The sequence below is a fragment of the Hymenobacter humi genome (assembly GCF_042665855.1).
GTDB classification, from domain to species: Bacteria; Bacteroidota; Bacteroidia; order Cytophagales; family Hymenobacteraceae; genus Hymenobacter; species Hymenobacter humi.
In genome coordinates this window covers 3,608,730-3,624,724 of sequence record NZ_JBHTEK010000001.1, presented here as the reverse complement: position 1 = coordinate 3,624,724, position 15,995 = coordinate 3,608,730, and the positions used below count along the sequence as shown (strand labels likewise).

Here is a 15,995-nt window from a genome sequence, read left to right as displayed (position 1 = left end):
ATCAGCTCAATTGAAGGTTAGAACAGCCATTCGCTTCACGCCGGCAGGTCGAATTATACTCATTGCGAAGTGTCTTGCGAGCACGATGTAGAGACGCAATATTTTGCGTCTCGGCGTCCGCACCGCGTGGGTGTCGTTCCAATTATTGTTCAGCGACGAGACGCAAAATATTGCGTCTCTACATCGTGCTCGCAAGACACTTCGCAGCTCATTCTGCGACGGGTATAAAAAGGGTGAACACAAAAAAGCGCCCGACAGAATTGCCGGGCGCTTTGGGAAGTTTAGAATGGCTTGAATCAGTCGCTTAATTGACCGTTATCGTGAAGAGCGGCAGGGGCTTGAGGTTGGCATATTTGCCGCCCAGGGACTGTATCTGGGCTTGGTGCAGCTTCAGGTAGTTGTTGTACTGCTGGGCCGCGCGGTCGTACTGCACCCGGAAGCCAACCACCCCGGCATCGAGCATCCGCAGGCCTTCCACGAAGTTGCGGGCGTTTTCGGTGGGGGCCTGTTCATTGGGAGCCGCTACCGGGTACACGGCCCGCAGCAGCGAGTCCTGGGCTGTGTCGTACTGGTCAATCAGGTCGGAGCTGGCCATGGTTTCCTGGGTGTAGCGGCGGGCTTTGAGGCGCGTATTGGCGCGGTCCAGGGCTTCGAGTTGGGTGGCCGAAATGTTGGGCTGGCCTTTCAGCTCGCGGAGCAACAGGCGGGTGACGCCGATTTTCTGGTCGTCGCTTTCGGTCATGTTGCGCCATTTGATGTCAACAGAATCGCGCAGCACGTCAAACTGGGTTTTCACCGCCTTGGCCGAGGCCGGGTCGAGCACGGCCGCAGAGCTGGTGTCGCGCTTGCAGGAGGCGGCGCAGCCCGTGAGGATGAGCAGCAGCACAATCGCCGTTTTAACAGAAGGCATCAGGGAATTCGGCATACGTATCAAACAGAGGAAATTAACTGGCGTGCGAAGTAACGCTAAATGGGTTTGAATTGCTCGAATAGCTGGCGGCAGTCGTGGCAGTAGTGCACCGCCCGGCACAGCGTAGCCCCAAACGGCGTGCGCAACTCCGTATTGTGGCCGTGGCAGTTGGGGCACTCCGCATACTCCAAAATGTCGAGGTCGAGCACCTGGTTGCCGAGCACGGGCGGGGGCGAGCTTGTGCTGGCGCAGGGCCTGCCGGCCGGCCTCCGTGAGCATGTCCGACGTCCAGGCTTCGCGCATGCTGATGTCAACTGCTACTTCGGGTACGCCGTGGGCCAGCAGCGTGCGCTCCACGTCGCGCTTCATGTAGTCCATGGCCGGGCAGCCCGCAAACGTAGGGGTGAGGTGCACCGAGACCTTACCCGTGGCCTCGTCGACTTCCACGCCGCGCACCACGCCCAGGTCAATGAGTGAAATCGTCGGAATTTCCGGGTCTTTCACGGCTTGCAGCCAGTCGAGAATTTGCGCTTTGTCGGGGATGGTAACGGACATGAAATCAGGTTTTACCAATCGGCGGTGGGGTCCAAGCGGAATACCTCGGCCATTTCATCCAGCAGTGGCTGCAGGAACTCGGTGTGCTGGCCGTGGCGCCCGCCAAACACGGGCGTCAGGGTGGTTACATCGGGCATGTCCAGCGCGGTTTGGGCCAGAACTTTGGAGATGCTTTCCAGCCAGCGGCTTTTCAATTCATCCTCGCCAACAAACAAGCTGGAGCTAATAATTTCCGGCTCGGCGGCGGTTTTCTCAAAAATGCCCAGCGCATAGGGCAAGGTGAAGTCGAGTGAGCGCTGCATGCGCTCGATGGCTTCCTCGGTGGCGGTGCCGAGGCGCTTCATCCAGGTGTTGGCGTGCAGGGCGTGGTATTTCAGCTCGCCGCGCAGCTTGCGGGCTACCTGGGCCAGCGGCTCGTAGCTGCTGGTGGCAAGGGCCTCGAAACGCAGCAGGCTCGGCGTGGTCGAACAGAAAGTGGCGGGTAAGGCTGAAGTCATACTCACCGATGGGCAGCTCCACCAGTTGGCAGCAATGAAACTGCGGCGCGTTGCGCGTAAATGCCACGGTGTCGGGCTCGGCCTCGCCCAGGCTCGTGCAGCAGCGTATACAGCTGCAGGCTGTGGCCGAGCTTGTCCTGCGCCATGCTCGAAAAGGCAATGTCTTCCTCCAAAATCGGCCCCAGGCCATTCCATTCCGAGTTGCGGTGGCCCAGAATAAGCTGGTCGTCGGCCAGACGGTACAGCAAGTCGATGCGCGGGTCTAGGGGGCTAAGAGGCATGAGTATCGGGTGATAAATCGGGGGTGGGATTCGCTGACGAAGAAGATTGAGCTGCTAGGAAGTGTTAACAGTGAGAAGTAAATTGGAGCATGGATTTTCTGCTAACGGAAGCGCAGTGGGCACGCATCGCGCCCCTGCTGCCGGGTCGAGAAGGCACGAGCGGGGGCCGGGGCCACGACAACCGGCGTTTCGTGGAGGCGGTGCTCTGGTTGACGCGCAACGGTTGCCGCTGGCGGGCCTTGCCGGCCGAATGGGGCAACTGGCACACGACGTACACGCGCTTCCAGCGCTGGGCCGCGTCCGGCGTGTGGGCCCGGGTGCTGGCGGCCGTGCAGCAGGACGACGCGCTGCACACGCTGCTGGTCGATTCGACCACCGTGCGGGCCCACCAGCACGCGAGCGGCGCGCGCAAAAACGGACCGCAAGCCCTCGGGCGCAGCCGCGGCGGCTTGACCAGCAAGCTGCACGTGGCCGCCGATGCGCAGGGGCGGCTTGTGCGCTGCCGGCTGACAGCCGGCCAGCGCCACGACGCCCCGCAGGCCTTGCCGCTGCTCGAGGGGCTGGCCCCGACGCACCTCGTCGCCGACCGCGGCTACGATTCCGACCCGCTCGTGGCCGCGCTCGCCGCCCGCGGCACCTGCGCCGTGATTCCGCCCCGGTGCAAGCGCCGCACCCCGCGGGCTTACGACGCGGCCCGCTACGCCCAGCGCCACCCCGTCGAGCGACTCTTCAGCCGCCTCAAGCAGTTTCGCCGCGTGGCCACCCGTTACGACAAGCTCGATGCGCATTTCTTGGCCTTTGTTCATTTGGCGGCGACCGTTTTGTGGCTCCGTGACTGTTAACACTTCCTAGGTCTTTGGGTTTCCTGGGTTGTCTTGCTTAAACTTTTCAATCCGGTCCTGCACCTTATAAGAGATGGCGTCGCGATATTTCTTTTCCGGCGTGGTGGCCCAGATGTCGGCGTCTTCGGCCGTGGAACGTAGCACATCGGCCGAGCGCACGGCCCACACGTTCACCACGGGACGCTGGTCGCCAAACACGGCCTTGGCTACCTGCAGGGCATCGGCCGGCGAGCTGGCGCGCACCTTGCCCACGTGCTGGTGGGCTTTGCCGCGCTTCTTAAGGTGGAAAATGTCGTAGTCTTCCTCGCCGGCAGCATAAGCAGCTTCTTCGGCAGCGGTGTCGTCCACGTAGCGGGAATCGGGATTCGGTGCGTTCGATTCGCTGGTGGGCACCGGGGGCAGCGTGTCGTAGGCCGATTCCTGGTCGCCCACGTAGGCCGTAACCGTGATGGCGGCCGTGGGCACCACCCAGAGGCCCGAGCAGCTAAAGCGCCGGCTGTACTGCTCCTTCGCAAACAGAAAGGCCACGTCGGCCTCCGGGGCGTGCACCGGGCCTACGTAGACGAAGGGCGCACCTTCCTTTTTCTGGTGAAACACCTCATAGGTGCCAAACTGGTCGAGGGCACCTTTGGCCGCCGGAGTGGCTGGCGCATCGGGCAGCCCCAGCCGGTTCATGCGCGGGTCGAGGGAGTGAATCATAGTGGGTAGTGAGCGAAGTGGGGCGGACTAGCGGACTAAAAGAACGTCATGCTGAGCTTGTCGAAGCATCTCGCGTGCAGCAGTAATCAAAACAGTCCAACGATGCGAGCGAGATGCTTCGACAAGCTCAGCATGACGTTCTGTTAGAAAAAGTTTGTCAATTAAGCCAGCGGCCGGACGTACTGCGTTTTGGGCGTAAGCAGGGCGCGGCGCACCCAGGCGCCGTTTTCCTCGGCGGCGCGGCGCACGGCAATGCGCTCGGCGTTGCAGGGGCCGTCGCCGTTAATCACGCGCTTGAAGTCTTCCCAATCGGGCTCGGTGAATTCCCACTGGCCGGTTTCCTCGTTTTTGCGCAGGTTGGGGTCGGGCAAAGTCAGCCCAATCTCCCAGATTTTGGGCACGTACATGTCCAGAAACTGGTTGCGGCACTCGTCGTTCGAGGCCATCTTCACCTTCCAGCGCATCAGGATTTCGGTGTGCACGCTCATCTTATCCGAAGGACCGAAGAAGGTCATGATGGCGGGCCACCAACGATTGAGGGCTTCCTGCATCATCTTGCGCTGAATGGGCGTGCCGGTAGCCATGTGCACCACGGCGTCGTGCCCGTACTTCAGGTGGAAAGCTTCTTCGGCGCAAATCCGGTCGAGGGCGCGGCAGTAGGGGCCGTAGCTACCCTTGGCGTTGGCGAGCTGGTTCACGATGGCGCCGGCGTCAATCAGCCAGGAGATGACGTTGGAATCAGCCCAGGTAGGAGTGGGGTAGTTGAAGACGTTGGAGTACTTGCTCTTGCCGTTGATGAGGTCAATGAGCATCTGCTCGCGAGTTTTGCCCAGCGTTTCAGCGGCCGAGTACAGCAGCTGCGCGTGGCCCACTTCGTCCTGCACCTTGGCCATCTGGGCCATTTTGCGGCGGAAGCCGGGTGCCCGCGTAATCCAGGTGCCTTCGGGCAGCGAGCCGATGATTTCGGAGTGCGCGTGCTGCTCAATCATGCGGGTGAGCTGCTTGCGGTAGAGGGCCGGCATCCAGTCGCCCGGCTCAATTTTCTCACCCCGCCCGATGCGGGCCTCAAACTCGGCCAGCAGGATGGGGTCTTCGTTTTCCAGGCCGGTGGTGACGGTGGTCGGCTGGTCGTGGGTGCTGGCGGAACCGTACATGAGAGTAACTGAGTAAATGAGTGACTAAGTGAATACTGACTGAGCGAGGGAGGGACTGAAGTAGAATAAGGCTTTAATCCTTCACTCAGTCACTCGTAAGCCCGCCCAGCAGCTGCTCGGCCAGGCGGTGGGCTATTTCGTCGGGGGTGAGTTTGCCGTCGGGGCGGTACCAGGCCGGGAGCCAGTTGAGGCTAGCCAGCAGGGTGAGGGTGGCAAAAGCAGCATCAGGCGCGTGCAGCTCGCCGGCCGCGATGCCATCCTGAATCAGCTTTCGGAAGGCGGCTTCGTACCGGTCGCGCAGGGCCAGAAACTCGGTGCGGGCGGGCTCGCTGAGGTGGCGCCACTCGTGCAGGAACACGGCCGAGGCCGCGCTGTCGCGGGTGAGCACCCGCACGTGGGCTTCGATGGCCAGCCGCAGGCTGCGTGGCAATGGGCGCGGCCGAATCAAGGGTAGCCGCCGCAAAGCCGGCAAAAAACTCTTCGGCCAGCCCAAAGCACACGCGGTGCAGGATTTCCTCCTTGGACTTGATGTGCGAATAGAGGCTGCCGGCCTCCAGGCCCAGCTCCGTGGCCAGCTCGCGCATGCTGGTGGCCGCAAAGCCGCGTGCCCGGAACAGGGCCGTGGCCGTGCGGTCAATCTGGGCTTTGCGCGAACGAAGTGGAACAGCAGTAGACATGGTACGTAGCAAAGGTATACTTGCTAACGCTCGTTAGCAAGCAAAAGTTGCGGGTTGGCGCCTCCGCAGCGGATGGGTGAAGTCTTGAATTTCATTATTTTGAGGTTCGAGAGTGACTTATCGATACCGGGTTTATTAAGATATTAAGCTGGACAGAAAGTGTATCTTTGCCGCTATACAGTCTTTCTTGCTTCAAGCTTTTATGAAAAAACATTACTATTTGCTGTCGGCTGCCCTCTTGTTGTCCGGAGCGGCGCATGCCCAACTGGGAACTGAGTTATTTTTCTCCGAATACAACGAAGGAGCGCACGTAACGGGCACCAACTACGGCGGAGCCACGCCCTCCAACGGCAACGAGCGGGCCATTGAAATCTACAACCCCACCAACAATACGGTCAACCTCAACCCGTACTCTATCCGTCGCTATTCCAACGGCAGCGCCACGGTAGTAGAAGAAGAAAAGCTTTTCCGCAGCAATACCACCCAGCAAGCCGTAGGCGCCAACACCCTCACGGCCCGCAGCACCTTTGTAATTGCTTCCGGCCAAGCCACGCTGCCCGATATCGTTAACAAAGCCAACCAGTTCAGCGCGCTCTACCAGGCCGCTACTACGCCCACCGTCATTGTGGGCGGCGGCACGGTATATTTCAATGGCGACGACGCCATGGCCCTCGTGCGCTACCCCAGCGGCACCGCCGGCCAGGGCCAGGGCGTTATCATCGACATCATTGGCGTGATTGGCACGCAGCCCGCCCCGAGCGGCACGGGCGGCACCGGCAACTGGAGCGGCACCAACCCCGCCGACGGCACCCCCGCCGTTTACGTGTCTTCGGCCAACCAGTCCATCGTGCGCCGGCCCAGCGTGAGCGGTGGCACCCGCGTAAACCCCGCGGCCGCTACCTACAACATCGCCAACGAATGGATGATGTACTCCACCGCCTTCAACGGCACTGGCGGTACTTCCAACCCCGGCGGCCAGCTCTACAACCAGGCGGGCCAGCACAACGACTACGTCGGCCCATTCGGCGTGTACCAGGCCACCATCAGCAGCACGCTGGCCAAGTTCGATGCCAACGTGAGCGTGTACCCCAACCCGGCCCACGGCACCGCCACGGTCGAGATTAAGGACGCCAAAGTGGGCACCGTTACCGTTATCAACAACCTCGGCCAGCGCATCAGCGCCCAGAGCAAGGGCGTAGGCCAGGAGAAAATTGAGCTGAATATCTCGGGCCTGAAAGCCGGGCTGTACTTCGTGCAGATTCTGAGCGCCGACGGCCAGTCGGGCATCTACAAGGAGCTGGTGGTGCAGTAAGCACGCATCAATTTAAAAGGAAAAGGAGGGAAGCAATTCCCTCCTTTTTTGTGGGCGTACTTTTGCAGCCCCGCGCCGGGTGCTGCCTGGCTCAATTTCTTCTCTGCTCCCCAGCCCATGTCCGAACTCACGCCCCTTACCGCCATCGGCGAATTTGCCCTCATCCGCCGTTTGCAGCAAGGCATCAGCCTACGCCAGCCCAGCACGGTGCTCGGCATCGGCGACGACGCCGCCATTATTGCCCCCACGGCCGGCACCGAGCTGGTGGTGACCACCGACCTGCTGGTCGAAGGCATTCATTTCGACCTGTCGTTCAGCCCCCTGCGGCACCTGGGCTACAAGGCCGTGGCCGTGAACGTGTCGGACGTGGCCGCCATGAATGCGTTGCCCACGCAACTAGTGGTGGGCCTTTCGGTGGGGCCGCGCTTCACCGTAGAGGCCGTTGAGGAGCTGTACGCCGGCATGCGCCTGGCCTGCGATGCTTATAACGTAGACCTGGTGGGCGGCGACACCACCGCCAGCCGCGGCGGCCTTACCATATCGGTCACGGCGCTGGGCGAAGTGCCCGCCGGGGAGGCAGCGCGCCGCAGCGGCGGCAAGCCCACCGATTTGCTGTGCGTGACCGGCGACCTTGGCGGGGCCTTTCTGGGCCTGCAGGTGCTGGAGCGCGAAAAGCAAGCCTTCCTGGCCGACCCCGAAACGCAGCCTGAGCTGGCCAGCTACGAATACGTGGTGCAGCGCCGCGGCCCGAAGCCCGGCTCGACATCATCCACGAGCTGCGCGAGCGCGGCATCCGGCCCACCAGCATGATTGATATATCCGACGGGCTGGCCTCGGAAGTGCTGCACTTGTGCGCGGCCAGCGGCACGGGGGCGCGGGTGTTCACCGAGTTTCTCCCGATGGCCAACCCCACGCTGGAAGCCGCCGCTGAATTCAACCTCGACCCCATTACCTGCGCCCTGAATGGCGGCGAAGACTACGAGCCTGCTGTTCACGGTGCCCGTTACGGACCACGAAAAACTCAAGAACCACCCGGACATCACCATCATAGGGCACCTCACGGGCAAGGAAGACGGCGCCAATCTGGTGACGAAGGCCGGGCAGGCTGTGCCGCTACAGGCCCAGGGTTGGACGAGTTTTTAGCCCAATTCATCGAGGCTTCCCTAACCCAGCTTGCTGTTGGCCGTTAGGAAAGCCACTAGCAATGCTGGTGTGGCACGCTAATTGTCTTCCCCCTGCCATACCTGGATATTTGCTCTCCATCTTAATTCTTACTCATGAAAAAGCTCCCGTTCTTCCTCAGCCTGATTATGCTGCTTAGCGCCATGGTCAGCGCTCCTTCTGCCCAAGCCCAAGACCGTAAAGGCTGGAGTCCTCAGGCCAAAGGTGCCGTGATTGGTGGCCTCGGTGGTGCTGCTGCCGGTGCCATTATCAACAAGCGCAACCGCCCGGTGGGTGGCTTAATCGGCGGTGTGGCTGGTGGAGCAGTTGGCTACGGTGTTGGTAAGCACATCGATAACAAGCAGAAAGAGCGTGCCCGCATTGCTGCCAACAACCGCGCCGTTGCGGCCCGCCGCGAAGCCGCCCGCAATGCTGCTAACCGCGCCGCCATTGCCCGCAACACGTCGGTTACCACCCGCACCCAAACCACGAGTGTACCCGCCAACAGCCTGGTGGCCGCTCCCGGCGCTACCGCCATGGCCTATGATGCCCAGGGCAACACCCTGCCCGCCGTATCGAACGCCGCTTACCTGCCCAACGAGGCCTACGGCAACCCTTCGCATCCGTACTCTACTTCGGAGTACCGTCGCAAGAGCTGGTAATTGCCCCAGTTATTTGAATTTTAAACCCCGGGCGGTCACGCCCGGGGTTTATCCATTATAGCCCACTATAGCAATGGGCGAATATGGCTGCTACATTTGCTTCTTCTTCACCAACCGTTACGCTTTATGAAAGCCCTCCTGTATAGTTTGCTCCTGATTGTTTCGCTGGCTTCGTGCACCAAAACGGGCGAACCGGTAAACATTCAGAGCCTGAACCAAGAATTCATCAGCGCCTGGAACAACAAAGACTCCGGTAAAATAAATGGCTTCCTGGCCGATGACGTGAGCTTTGTGCAGGGCAATGCCCTCTGGAAAGGCAAGAGCGAAGTTTCCCAGAAGTGGGTAAACGAAACGGTGAACACCATCGAGAACCTGAAGACCAGCGTGGTGAGCTCTTCCACCGATGCCAACACGGCCTACGAAGCCGGAAAATTCTCGGTAGACGTGCTGCCTGCCGGCCCCAATCAGCCCCGCGGCTTTGGCGAAGGCAACTACATTTTCCTCTGGAAAAAAGGCGCCGACAACACCTGGAAATTGAGCTACGCCCAACTGGAAGACCTGCCGGTGCAGCGCCGTCAATAGGGTAGCCAGCTTAAGAAAAGCAGAACGCTCAAGAAACGCCCAATAAAGGAACGTCATGCTGAGCATGGCGGCGAAACCTCACCCCCGGCCCCTCTCCAAAAGAGAGGGGAGCCTGACGGTAACCAAATGAAAAGCCCCGGCTCAATCTTGAGTCGGGGCTTTTCATTTAAAATTGAGCTAAAACTTGTGCCGTGGCTCCCCTCTCTTTTGGAGAGGGGCCCGCCCGTAGGGGTCACGTGAGGTTCGGCCGGCCGGTGGACGCCAGATGAGCATGACGTTCCTGGCTTCGCGTGCTGCGTTTGCTTTTATGCTTAATCCTCCGGATAGGGCACAAAGACGAATTTGGTGAATTCCTCGTCGAGCACAAACAGGCAGCAGAACTCGTCGGGGTCTTTGTAGGTCGCCTGGAATCCTACAACGCCTTCTTCGCTGATGATGCCTTGCTGCACAAACAGCTCCAGGTAGCTGGCGAAGACGTGCCACTCCAGATTCAGCTCGTCGGCATTCACGAGCAGGCCGCCCAGGGGTACTTCCTGCTTGGCAAAAACGAAGATGGGATATTTGCTGAAGTCGCCCTTGCGAATCTGGGAAGATGCTTCGAGCAAAGTGTCGGACACGACGACGAAATCCTTGGTGATGGTGCCGAGGTATTTGCCGTTGAGTTCGGGGTCGTTGAAGTAGTCCATTGTAAAATATTATTCGATGGTGCCCTTTTTCTTGAGGATGAGCAGTGTCAGGCCAATTAGTACGCCCGCGCCAATCGCGCCATAGCCGCCGTATTTGTCCTTGCTGCCACGGATGAAATACGGTTTGCCACCCTTGTCAATGAATTGAGCTAAGCGGTTAACGGTTTCGTTATCGGCGGCGTGGGTATGTTCTTCGTCGTAATAAAGCGTCACAATATCGCCGGCTTTTAGCGCGTCGACCTTCTCAAAAGCCGGGCTGAAATCGCCGGTGTCGTGTCCGATAAATAACTCGAATGCTTTCGGATAATTGCCGACCTGAACATAGCGGGTTTTCTCCTCGTGCCGATTGAAAGAACCCGGGAAGGTGCGGCCAATCGAACTTATCGGGGCCGTAATGCTATCAAATTCGTGTTTTTGCTTTTGCCCGCGGGTCAGAATGACAAATCCGAGCGAAATAATCGTGGCAACACCAAACATGGATTTGGCGAAGATGTGCGCTGGTTCGTTGTAGGCTGAACTGGACATGAATTGAGCCGAACTTATTTCAACTCCAGCGCCACCACATTCTCCACGTGGTGGGTGTGCGGGAACATATCCACTGGCTGCACGCGGGTCACTTTATAGGCCACGTCCAGCATCTCCAGGTCGCGGGCCTGGGTAGCGGGGTTGCAGCTGATGTACACGATGCGGGGCGCGCGCAGCTCAAGCAGGCGGGCCACCACGTCGGGGTGCATGCCGGCGCGGGGCGGGTCGGTGATGAGGACGTCGGGGCGGCCGTGGCGGGCGGTGAACTCGGCCGTGAGCACATCCTTCATGTCGCCGGCGTAGAACTCGGTGTTGGTGATGCCGTTAATGTCGGCGTTCACGTGGGCGTCGGCCACGGCCTGCTCCACGTACTCCACGCCGATGACTTTGCGGGCCTGGCGCGACACGAAACTGGCGATGGTGCCGGCGCCCGTGTAGAGGTCGTACACCAGGCTCGGTGCCGGTGAGCTCGGCGAAGTCGCGGGCCACTTTGTAGAGCTGGTGGGCGCCTTCGGAGTTGGTTTGGTAAAACGACTTGGGGCCGATGCGAAAGCGCAGGCCTTCCATTTCCTCCTCGATGTAGGGCTTGCCGCGGTAGGTCACCACTTCCAGGTCGTGGAAGGTCTCGTTGCCCTTGTTGTTGAGCACGTAGTTGAGCGAGGTGATGCCGGGGAACTTGGCAATGAGGGCGTCGAGCAGCGGCTCAATGGCCTCGTCGGCGTGGTAGCACTGCAGAATCACCATGATTTCGCCGGTGCTCTGGGCCGTGCGAATGATGAGGTTGCGCAGCAGGCCGGTCTGGCGCACGAGGTTGTTGAAGGGGATTTTGTGCTCGTGGGCGTAGTCGCGCACAAACAGACGGATTTCGTTGCTCGGCTCGGGCTGGAGGTGGCAGTGCTGCACGTCGATAATCTTATCGAAGCGGGCGGGGGTGTGGAAGCCCAGCACCTCGCGGTTGTACTGCTGGCTGTCGTCGTTTATCTGCTCGGTGGTGAGCCAGCCGTTGTCGCTGAAGGTGTACTCGAGCTTGTTGCGGTAGTACGTGCGCTGCGGCGAAGGCAGGATGTGCGGAATCTCGGGCAGCGCCACTTTGCCGATGCGGGTGAGCTGGTCGATTACTTGCTGCTGCTTGTAGTGAAGCTGGGCATCGTAGGTGAGGTGCTGCCACTTGCAGCCGCCGCAGGTGCCAAAGTGCTGGCAAAACGGCGTGGTGCGCTCCTCCGAATAGGAGTGGAACTTTACGGGAACGGCTTCCAGAAAGCTCTTTTTGGCTTTGGTCACGCGCAGGTCCACCACGTCGCCCGGGGCGACCTGCGACACGAAGATGACCAGATTTTCGACGCGGACGAGGCATTTGCCTTCGGCCACCATGTCTTGAATTTTAACGTTGCGGAGTAACTCGGCGGGTATGTTTTTGGCTCGGCTCATAAGAAAGACAAAGCTACTGTCCGGACCACGGATTGGCTCGGATTTTAACGGATTTCACGGATTTTGTAGCTGGCTCCAGGTTGGGCCGCATCCTGTTTGATAATTATAATCGGCTGTCATCCTGAGCGCAGCGAAGGACCTTATCACGGCTGAACGGTTATCGTTTAAACGTGATAAGGTCCTTCGCTCCGCTCAGGATGACAAACTCAAAAAATCGACTTGCAAAACAGCCTAATGAAAAAAGGCCACTTCGCGGAGTGGCCTTTTTTATTATCAAGAAGCAGCATGCAGCACAACCTGGAGCCAACTACAAAATCCGTGAAATCCGCTAAAATCCGAGTTAATCCGTGGTCTATTTAACCACCTCGAACCAGTTCTTGAGGCTGCTGCCGTTGGGCAGGCGCAGCAGGTAGTAGTAGGTGCCGGCGGGGGTTTTGTCGTCCCCGCCCCAGTTGTTCTGGTAGTTGGTGGTGCTGTACACCTCGCGGCCCCAGCGGTTGAAGACGGTAAACTTATTGCCGGGGTAAAGCTGGATGTTGTCAATCACCAGCACATCGTTTTGGCCGTCGCGGTTGGGCGTGATGATGTTGTAGGCATTGGTCCGGCCCTCAAAACGCACACTGGCTCGATTGGAGTTAGAAACCCTATTAAGCGGGGTGCCATTGATAAAGGCAACAACCTGGAAATGCTGCTCAAAGCCAAAGCCGCTGGCCGTCGCATCGGGATTAGTATTGGAAATAACGGCTTGCAATGTGTTACCCGGCACGCGGCCAGCCTCGACACCGGCACCTAAGGTTGCTTCGGTGCCACGATAAATGATATACTCCGAGACCTGCGCTCCACCGTAGGCGTTCCAGGTGAGGGTAGTGCTGCCTTGGTCGCGGCCGCCGGTGCCAGGCACGGCGGTGGCTACCAGGCGCACGGTTTGCACCACGGTACTTGACACGCGCGTGCCGCAGCCGTTGGTAAGGTCGAGCCGGTACTCGTAGGTGTTGGCGTCGGCGTTCACGCCGTTGCTATCGGTGTAGGTAGTGGCCGAAGCGGGTGTCTGTCCCACAACGGCAAAGGCACCAGTGCCAGCCACCCGACGCATGATTTGCACTTGGTTGGGGGTATTGACGCTGTTGGGGACCCGCATGGTGAGAACAATGCGGTTGTTGCTGGGTATGTCCACTGAACCCAAGGTCAGCGCCACGTCGGGGTTATCGAACAGGATGGTGCGGGTAGCGGCCGGGCCCGGGCACGAAGCCGGGCTGGCGCTGATTTCGGCAGCGCTGATGCTGTAGGGGCCTGTGGCATTGAAGGCCACGGTCACCTGGCTGCTGGTGCCGCCGGCTATGATGCTGCCGCCAACCACCGTCCACTGGAAAGTGGCGCCGGGCGTGGCATTGGCGATGGCGTACTGCTGCAGGGTAGCGGTATTGCACACAAAGCCCGAGCCCGAAATGGTGGGCGCCACGGGGTTGGGGTTTACCGTGAATGGCGTGGTGATAAGCGGTCCAACGCAGCCCGATGCGGAGGTTTCCTGAGCTGTGAGCGTGTAAGTGCCCGGTGCCGGCAGCGTGCTCAGCACCCGGCTGTTGCCGGTGCCGGCAAGCGTGGTGCCGTTGAGCTGAAACACATAGGTTGAGCCAGCGAAGCCGCCGGGCAGCGAGAACGTCACGGGGCCATTGGTCTGGCACACGCGCACCGGGCTCGTGATGGCCAGCGAGCGCGGCGTGGGGTTGAGCAGAACCTTCAGCGTGTCGGAAACGCCGCGGCAGATGCCGCCGGCCGGGTTGCTGGTTTCGGTCACCACAATCTTGCCGATGGTGGGCACCGTCACGGGCGCCCAGTTCACGGTCACCGTGTTCTGGTCGGTGCTCACCTGCGTGCCGCCGATAATCTCCCAGGAATAACTGGAGCCGGTGGCAAACACGCCGCTGTAGTAGGTGTAGGGCCCGTCGGCCTGGCAAATGGACCGCGGTAGGGGCGCCAGGGCCACAATATCGCCGGGGCCAGTGGGCCGAACCGTTTGCAGGCGTTGGTTGATGATAACGGGCAGGGTGGTGGTATCAGAGGAGCAGCCCTGGGCATTGACGCGGAACACCTTGACGTAAGCCCCGGTGCTGGCCGCGCCCCAGTTGACCGTGATGGCCGGTGTACCCTGGCCGCTGGCAATAGTGCCGCCCCGAATCAGCCAGGTGTAGGCCGTGGCCGCCGGCGTGGGAACCGTGTATGCTACGCCCGTAACGGTGGGGCACACCGAAGTCGGCCCTACAATGGCTTCCGCTGCAGGGCGCGGGTTCACAGTCACCACTACGGCGTCGGTGGTCACGCAGCCGCTGCCCGAAGTTGCCGTGACGGTAAAGGTGACGTTGAGCGGAGTGGCCGTGGTGTTTTGCCCGGTATAAACGGGCTGGGCGGCGCTGGCGCTGCTCAGGCCCGTGGCCGGACTCCAGCTATAGGTGTAGCCCGCCAGGGCCGGCGTGCCCAAGGTCACCGTTTTGCCGTCGCACACGGCGGCATCGAGGCCGGCATTGGCGATGGGCAGGGGCGCAACCGTTACCTGGACTGTGCTGACGCTCGTGCAATTAGCGCCCGCGGATACCGTGAGGGTGTAGGGAATCACAATCGGCTGGCCGGTGGTATTGGGCAGGGTCACGGTGGGCTGGGCGGCGGTAGTGCTGCTCAGGCCGGTGGCGGGGCTCCAGCTGTAGGTGAAGCCGGCTTGCGCCGCACTGCCCAGCGGGGCCGAAGGAACGCCGGGGCAAATTACCCGGTCGGCTCCGGCGCTGGCGGTGGGCGGGGGCGTTACGGTCACCGTTACGCTGGTCGAGAGGCTGCAGGTGCCGTCGGTGCCCACCACGGTGTAGGTGGTGGTGCTGGTGGGCGACACGGTAAGGCTGGTGCTGGTCGACGTTAGACCGCCGCCCGACCAGGCGTAGGTGAGACCGGGCTGGGCCGCCACCGTGAGCGTGGTAGACGCGCCCAGGCAAATGCTGGGGGCGCTGGGGGTAATGGTTTGGGTGGCCAGGGGCGAATGTCCACGGTTTTCACCACCGAGTCGGTGGGGCAGCCGCGCGCCGAAATGCCTTTCAGCACCAGTGTGCCGGTGGTATTGGCGCTGGCCCAGGTTACTTGCACGGCGCTAGTGCCCTGGCCGCCGGTGATGGTGCCGCCCACCACGCGCCAGTTGTAGGAGGCCGGCGCGGGACCGCTGGCTGTGTAGGTACGCACCACGGCGGGGTCGCACACCGTGGCCGGCCCACTGATAGCGTCGGGCCCGGCAGCGCGCGTCACGGTAATGCGAAAAATGTCGGAGGCGGTGCGGCCGCCGCAGCCGTTGTCTTTCACCGTCACGCCCAGGTCGTAGGGGGTGGCGCGGGCATTGCCGCAAGCCGAATTGAACACAAAGGTGCCGCTCACCGAGCCGGTGCCCGAGGCCGAGGCCGTGCCCGTAAGGTTACCGGGCTGCACCGTGCCGGCGCTGCCATTGAAAGTTGAGCTAAATGGCCCGGCGCCGTCGAGCAGGGCGCTGTTCACGGTCATCACCAGCGGGTGGTTGCCGCTGGCCTGGGTGGCCGTAATCGGGATGCTCAGCGACTGGCCTTCCTCGATGGTGTAGTTGCGGGGCGTGCTCACCACCGGGGGCAGCAGCGGCGGCGGCGTGGGCGGACAGGTAGACACCACCAGGCGCAGGTCGCGCCGCGTGGTGCCGATGAGTACTTCCCGGCCGTTGATGCTGCGGTATTCCGACACGTCCACGGCCACCACGTACTGGCCGTTGGTCATGCCGCCGTACTTGGCGATGCCGGTGCTGGCGTTGATGATGGCAAAGTTGCCGGGTCCGGTACCGAACGGATTGGTGACGCTGTAGCCCGACGCGTACGGGACCGGCAGCGGCAGGGGCGGAAAGGTGGCGGTGGTGGTCCGCTGCCCGTAGGGGCTGCCGAAGGAGTACACCAGCCGGTCGCCGTCGGGGTCGAAAGCATTGTTGAGCGTGAGGGTCGTATCGTTCTGGCACACAATGGCCACGGCCGTA

The 15,995-nt window shown here is 61.2% G+C and carries 14 protein-coding genes and 3 pseudogenes; 5 read left to right on the top strand and 12 right to left on the bottom strand.

Features of this window, described 5'->3' with window-relative positions:
- Positions 1-304: 304 nt before the first annotated feature.
- Genes ACFQT0_RS20415 through ACFQT0_RS20405 form a run of 3 tightly spaced genes read right to left on the bottom strand, consistent with a single transcriptional unit; the run spans position 305 to position 2,243 of the window.
- Positions 305-1,465, bottom strand: coding sequence for an iron-sulfur cluster assembly protein (locus ACFQT0_RS20415; protein ID WP_380204962.1), 1,161 nt, complete (start codon positions 1,463-1,465; stop codon positions 305-307).
- A gap of 11 nt (positions 1,466-1,476) precedes the next feature.
- Positions 1,477-1,962, bottom strand: a complete 486-nt coding sequence (locus ACFQT0_RS20410; RefSeq protein WP_380204961.1) for a 1,2-phenylacetyl-CoA epoxidase subunit PaaC — start codon at positions 1,960-1,962, stop codon at positions 1,477-1,479.
- Positions 1,963-1,964: 2 nt separating this feature from the next.
- The gene (locus ACFQT0_RS20405; protein WP_380204960.1) at positions 1,965-2,243 is read right to left on the bottom strand and encodes a Phenylacetic acid catabolic protein; all 279 of its coding nucleotides are present in this window, start codon (positions 2,241-2,243) and stop codon (positions 1,965-1,967) included.
- 89 nt (positions 2,244-2,332) lie between these two features.
- Here ACFQT0_RS20405 and ACFQT0_RS20400 point away from each other — a divergent pair, with 89 nt between their 5' ends.
- The gene (locus ACFQT0_RS20400) at positions 2,333-3,085 is read left to right on the top strand and encodes an IS5 family transposase (RefSeq protein WP_380199736.1); all 753 of its coding nucleotides are present in this window, start codon (positions 2,333-2,335) and stop codon (positions 3,083-3,085) included.
- A 6-nt stretch (positions 3,086-3,091) separates the two neighbouring features.
- Here ACFQT0_RS20400 and ACFQT0_RS20395 read toward each other — a convergent pair whose 3' ends face one another.
- The 3 genes from ACFQT0_RS20395 to ACFQT0_RS20385 all read right to left on the bottom strand — a co-directional run bounded on the left by ACFQT0_RS20395 (position 3,092) and on the right by ACFQT0_RS20385 (position 5,386).
- Entirely contained in the window at positions 3,092-3,784 is a 693-nt protein-coding gene (locus ACFQT0_RS20395; protein WP_380204959.1) for a phenylacetic acid degradation b, read from the bottom strand.
- Between the two features lie 161 nt (positions 3,785-3,945).
- On the bottom strand, positions 3,946-4,938 hold the full coding sequence (gene paaA, locus ACFQT0_RS20390) for a 1,2-phenylacetyl-CoA epoxidase subunit PaaA (RefSeq protein WP_380204958.1): 993 nt from the start codon (positions 4,936-4,938) through the stop codon (positions 3,946-3,948).
- Between the two features lie 85 nt (positions 4,939-5,023).
- Entirely contained in the window at positions 5,024-5,386 is a 363-nt protein-coding gene (locus ACFQT0_RS20385; RefSeq protein ID WP_380204957.1) for a hypothetical protein, read from the bottom strand.
- Positions 5,387-5,817: 431 nt separating this feature from the next.
- Here ACFQT0_RS20385 and ACFQT0_RS20380 point away from each other — a divergent pair, with 431 nt between their 5' ends.
- The 4 genes and pseudogenes from ACFQT0_RS20380 (at position 5,818) to ACFQT0_RS20365 (ending at position 9,332) form a co-directional block, all read left to right on the top strand.
- The gene (locus ACFQT0_RS20380) at positions 5,818-6,927 is read left to right on the top strand and encodes a T9SS type A sorting domain-containing protein (protein WP_380204956.1); all 1,110 of its coding nucleotides are present in this window, start codon (positions 5,818-5,820) and stop codon (positions 6,925-6,927) included.
- 117 nt (positions 6,928-7,044) lie between these two features.
- Positions 7,045-8,070: pseudogene (thiL, locus tag ACFQT0_RS20375) on the top strand (thiamine-phosphate kinase).
- Between the two features lie 134 nt (positions 8,071-8,204).
- Entirely contained in the window at positions 8,205-8,750 is a 546-nt protein-coding gene (locus ACFQT0_RS20370) for a YMGG-like glycine zipper-containing protein (protein WP_380204955.1), read from the top strand.
- Positions 8,751-8,876: 126 nt separating this feature from the next.
- Positions 8,877-9,332 (top strand): YybH family protein, encoded by a 456-nt coding sequence (locus ACFQT0_RS20365; protein ID WP_380204954.1) that lies wholly within the window; start codon positions 8,877-8,879, stop codon positions 9,330-9,332.
- Positions 9,333-9,643: 311 nt separating this feature from the next.
- Here ACFQT0_RS20365 and ACFQT0_RS20360 read toward each other — a convergent pair whose 3' ends face one another.
- The 6 genes and pseudogenes from ACFQT0_RS20360 to ACFQT0_RS20335 all read right to left on the bottom strand — a co-directional run bounded on the left by ACFQT0_RS20360 (position 9,644) and on the right by ACFQT0_RS20335 (position 15,988).
- Positions 9,644-10,018, bottom strand: a complete 375-nt coding sequence (locus ACFQT0_RS20360; RefSeq protein ID WP_380204953.1) for a hypothetical protein — start codon at positions 10,016-10,018, stop codon at positions 9,644-9,646.
- Between the two features lie 9 nt (positions 10,019-10,027).
- Positions 10,028-10,543: a hypothetical protein gene (locus ACFQT0_RS20355; protein ID WP_380204952.1), complete on the bottom strand. Its 516-nt coding sequence runs from the start codon at positions 10,541-10,543 to the stop codon at positions 10,028-10,030.
- 14 nt (positions 10,544-10,557) lie between these two features.
- Positions 10,558-11,016 (bottom strand): annotated as a pseudogene (locus ACFQT0_RS20350) (class I SAM-dependent RNA methyltransferase); the annotation flags it as partial.
- A gap of 829 nt (positions 11,017-11,845) precedes the next feature.
- Positions 11,846-11,914: pseudogene (locus ACFQT0_RS20345) on the bottom strand (hypothetical protein); the annotation flags it as partial.
- A 409-nt stretch (positions 11,915-12,323) separates the two neighbouring features.
- Positions 12,324-14,921 carry a gliding motility-associated C-terminal domain-containing protein gene (locus ACFQT0_RS20340; RefSeq protein WP_380204951.1) on the bottom strand — a complete coding sequence of 866 codons (2,598 nt, stop codon included), beginning with the start codon at positions 14,919-14,921 and terminating at the stop codon, positions 12,324-12,326.
- Positions 14,873-15,988, bottom strand: a complete 1,116-nt coding sequence (locus ACFQT0_RS20335; protein WP_380204950.1) for a hypothetical protein — start codon at positions 15,986-15,988, stop codon at positions 14,873-14,875. Before ACFQT0_RS20335 ends, ACFQT0_RS20340 begins: the two co-directional genes overlap by 49 nt.
- Between the last annotated feature and the right edge of the window lie 7 nt (positions 15,989-15,995).

Coding starts and splice junctions, on each gene's coding strand:
- ACFQT0_RS20415 (WP_380204962.1), bottom strand. CDS start 1,465: ATGTCCGTTACCATCCCCGACAAAGCGCAAATTCTCGACTGGCTGCAA.
- ACFQT0_RS20410 (WP_380204961.1), bottom strand. CDS start 1,962: ATGACTTCAGCCTTACCCGCCACTTTCTGTTCGACCACGCCGAGCCTG.
- ACFQT0_RS20405 (WP_380204960.1), bottom strand. CDS start 2,243: ATGCCTCTTAGCCCCCTAGACCCGCGCATCGACTTGCTGTACCGTCTG.
- ACFQT0_RS20400 (WP_380199736.1), top strand. CDS start 2,333: ATGGATTTTCTGCTAACGGAAGCGCAGTGGGCACGCATCGCGCCCCTG.
- ACFQT0_RS20395 (WP_380204959.1), bottom strand. CDS start 3,784: ATGATTCACTCCCTCGACCCGCGCATGAACCGGCTGGGGCTGCCCGAT.
- paaA (WP_380204958.1), bottom strand. CDS start 4,938: ATGTACGGTTCCGCCAGCACCCACGACCAGCCGACCACCGTCACCACC.
- ACFQT0_RS20380 (WP_380204956.1), top strand. CDS start 5,818: ATGAAAAAACATTACTATTTGCTGTCGGCTGCCCTCTTGTTGTCCGGA.
- ACFQT0_RS20370 (WP_380204955.1), top strand. CDS start 8,205: ATGAAAAAGCTCCCGTTCTTCCTCAGCCTGATTATGCTGCTTAGCGCC.
- ACFQT0_RS20365 (WP_380204954.1), top strand. CDS start 8,877: ATGAAAGCCCTCCTGTATAGTTTGCTCCTGATTGTTTCGCTGGCTTCG.
- ACFQT0_RS20360 (WP_380204953.1), bottom strand. CDS start 10,018: ATGGACTACTTCAACGACCCCGAACTCAACGGCAAATACCTCGGCACC.
- ACFQT0_RS20355 (WP_380204952.1), bottom strand. CDS start 10,543: ATGTCCAGTTCAGCCTACAACGAACCAGCGCACATCTTCGCCAAATCC.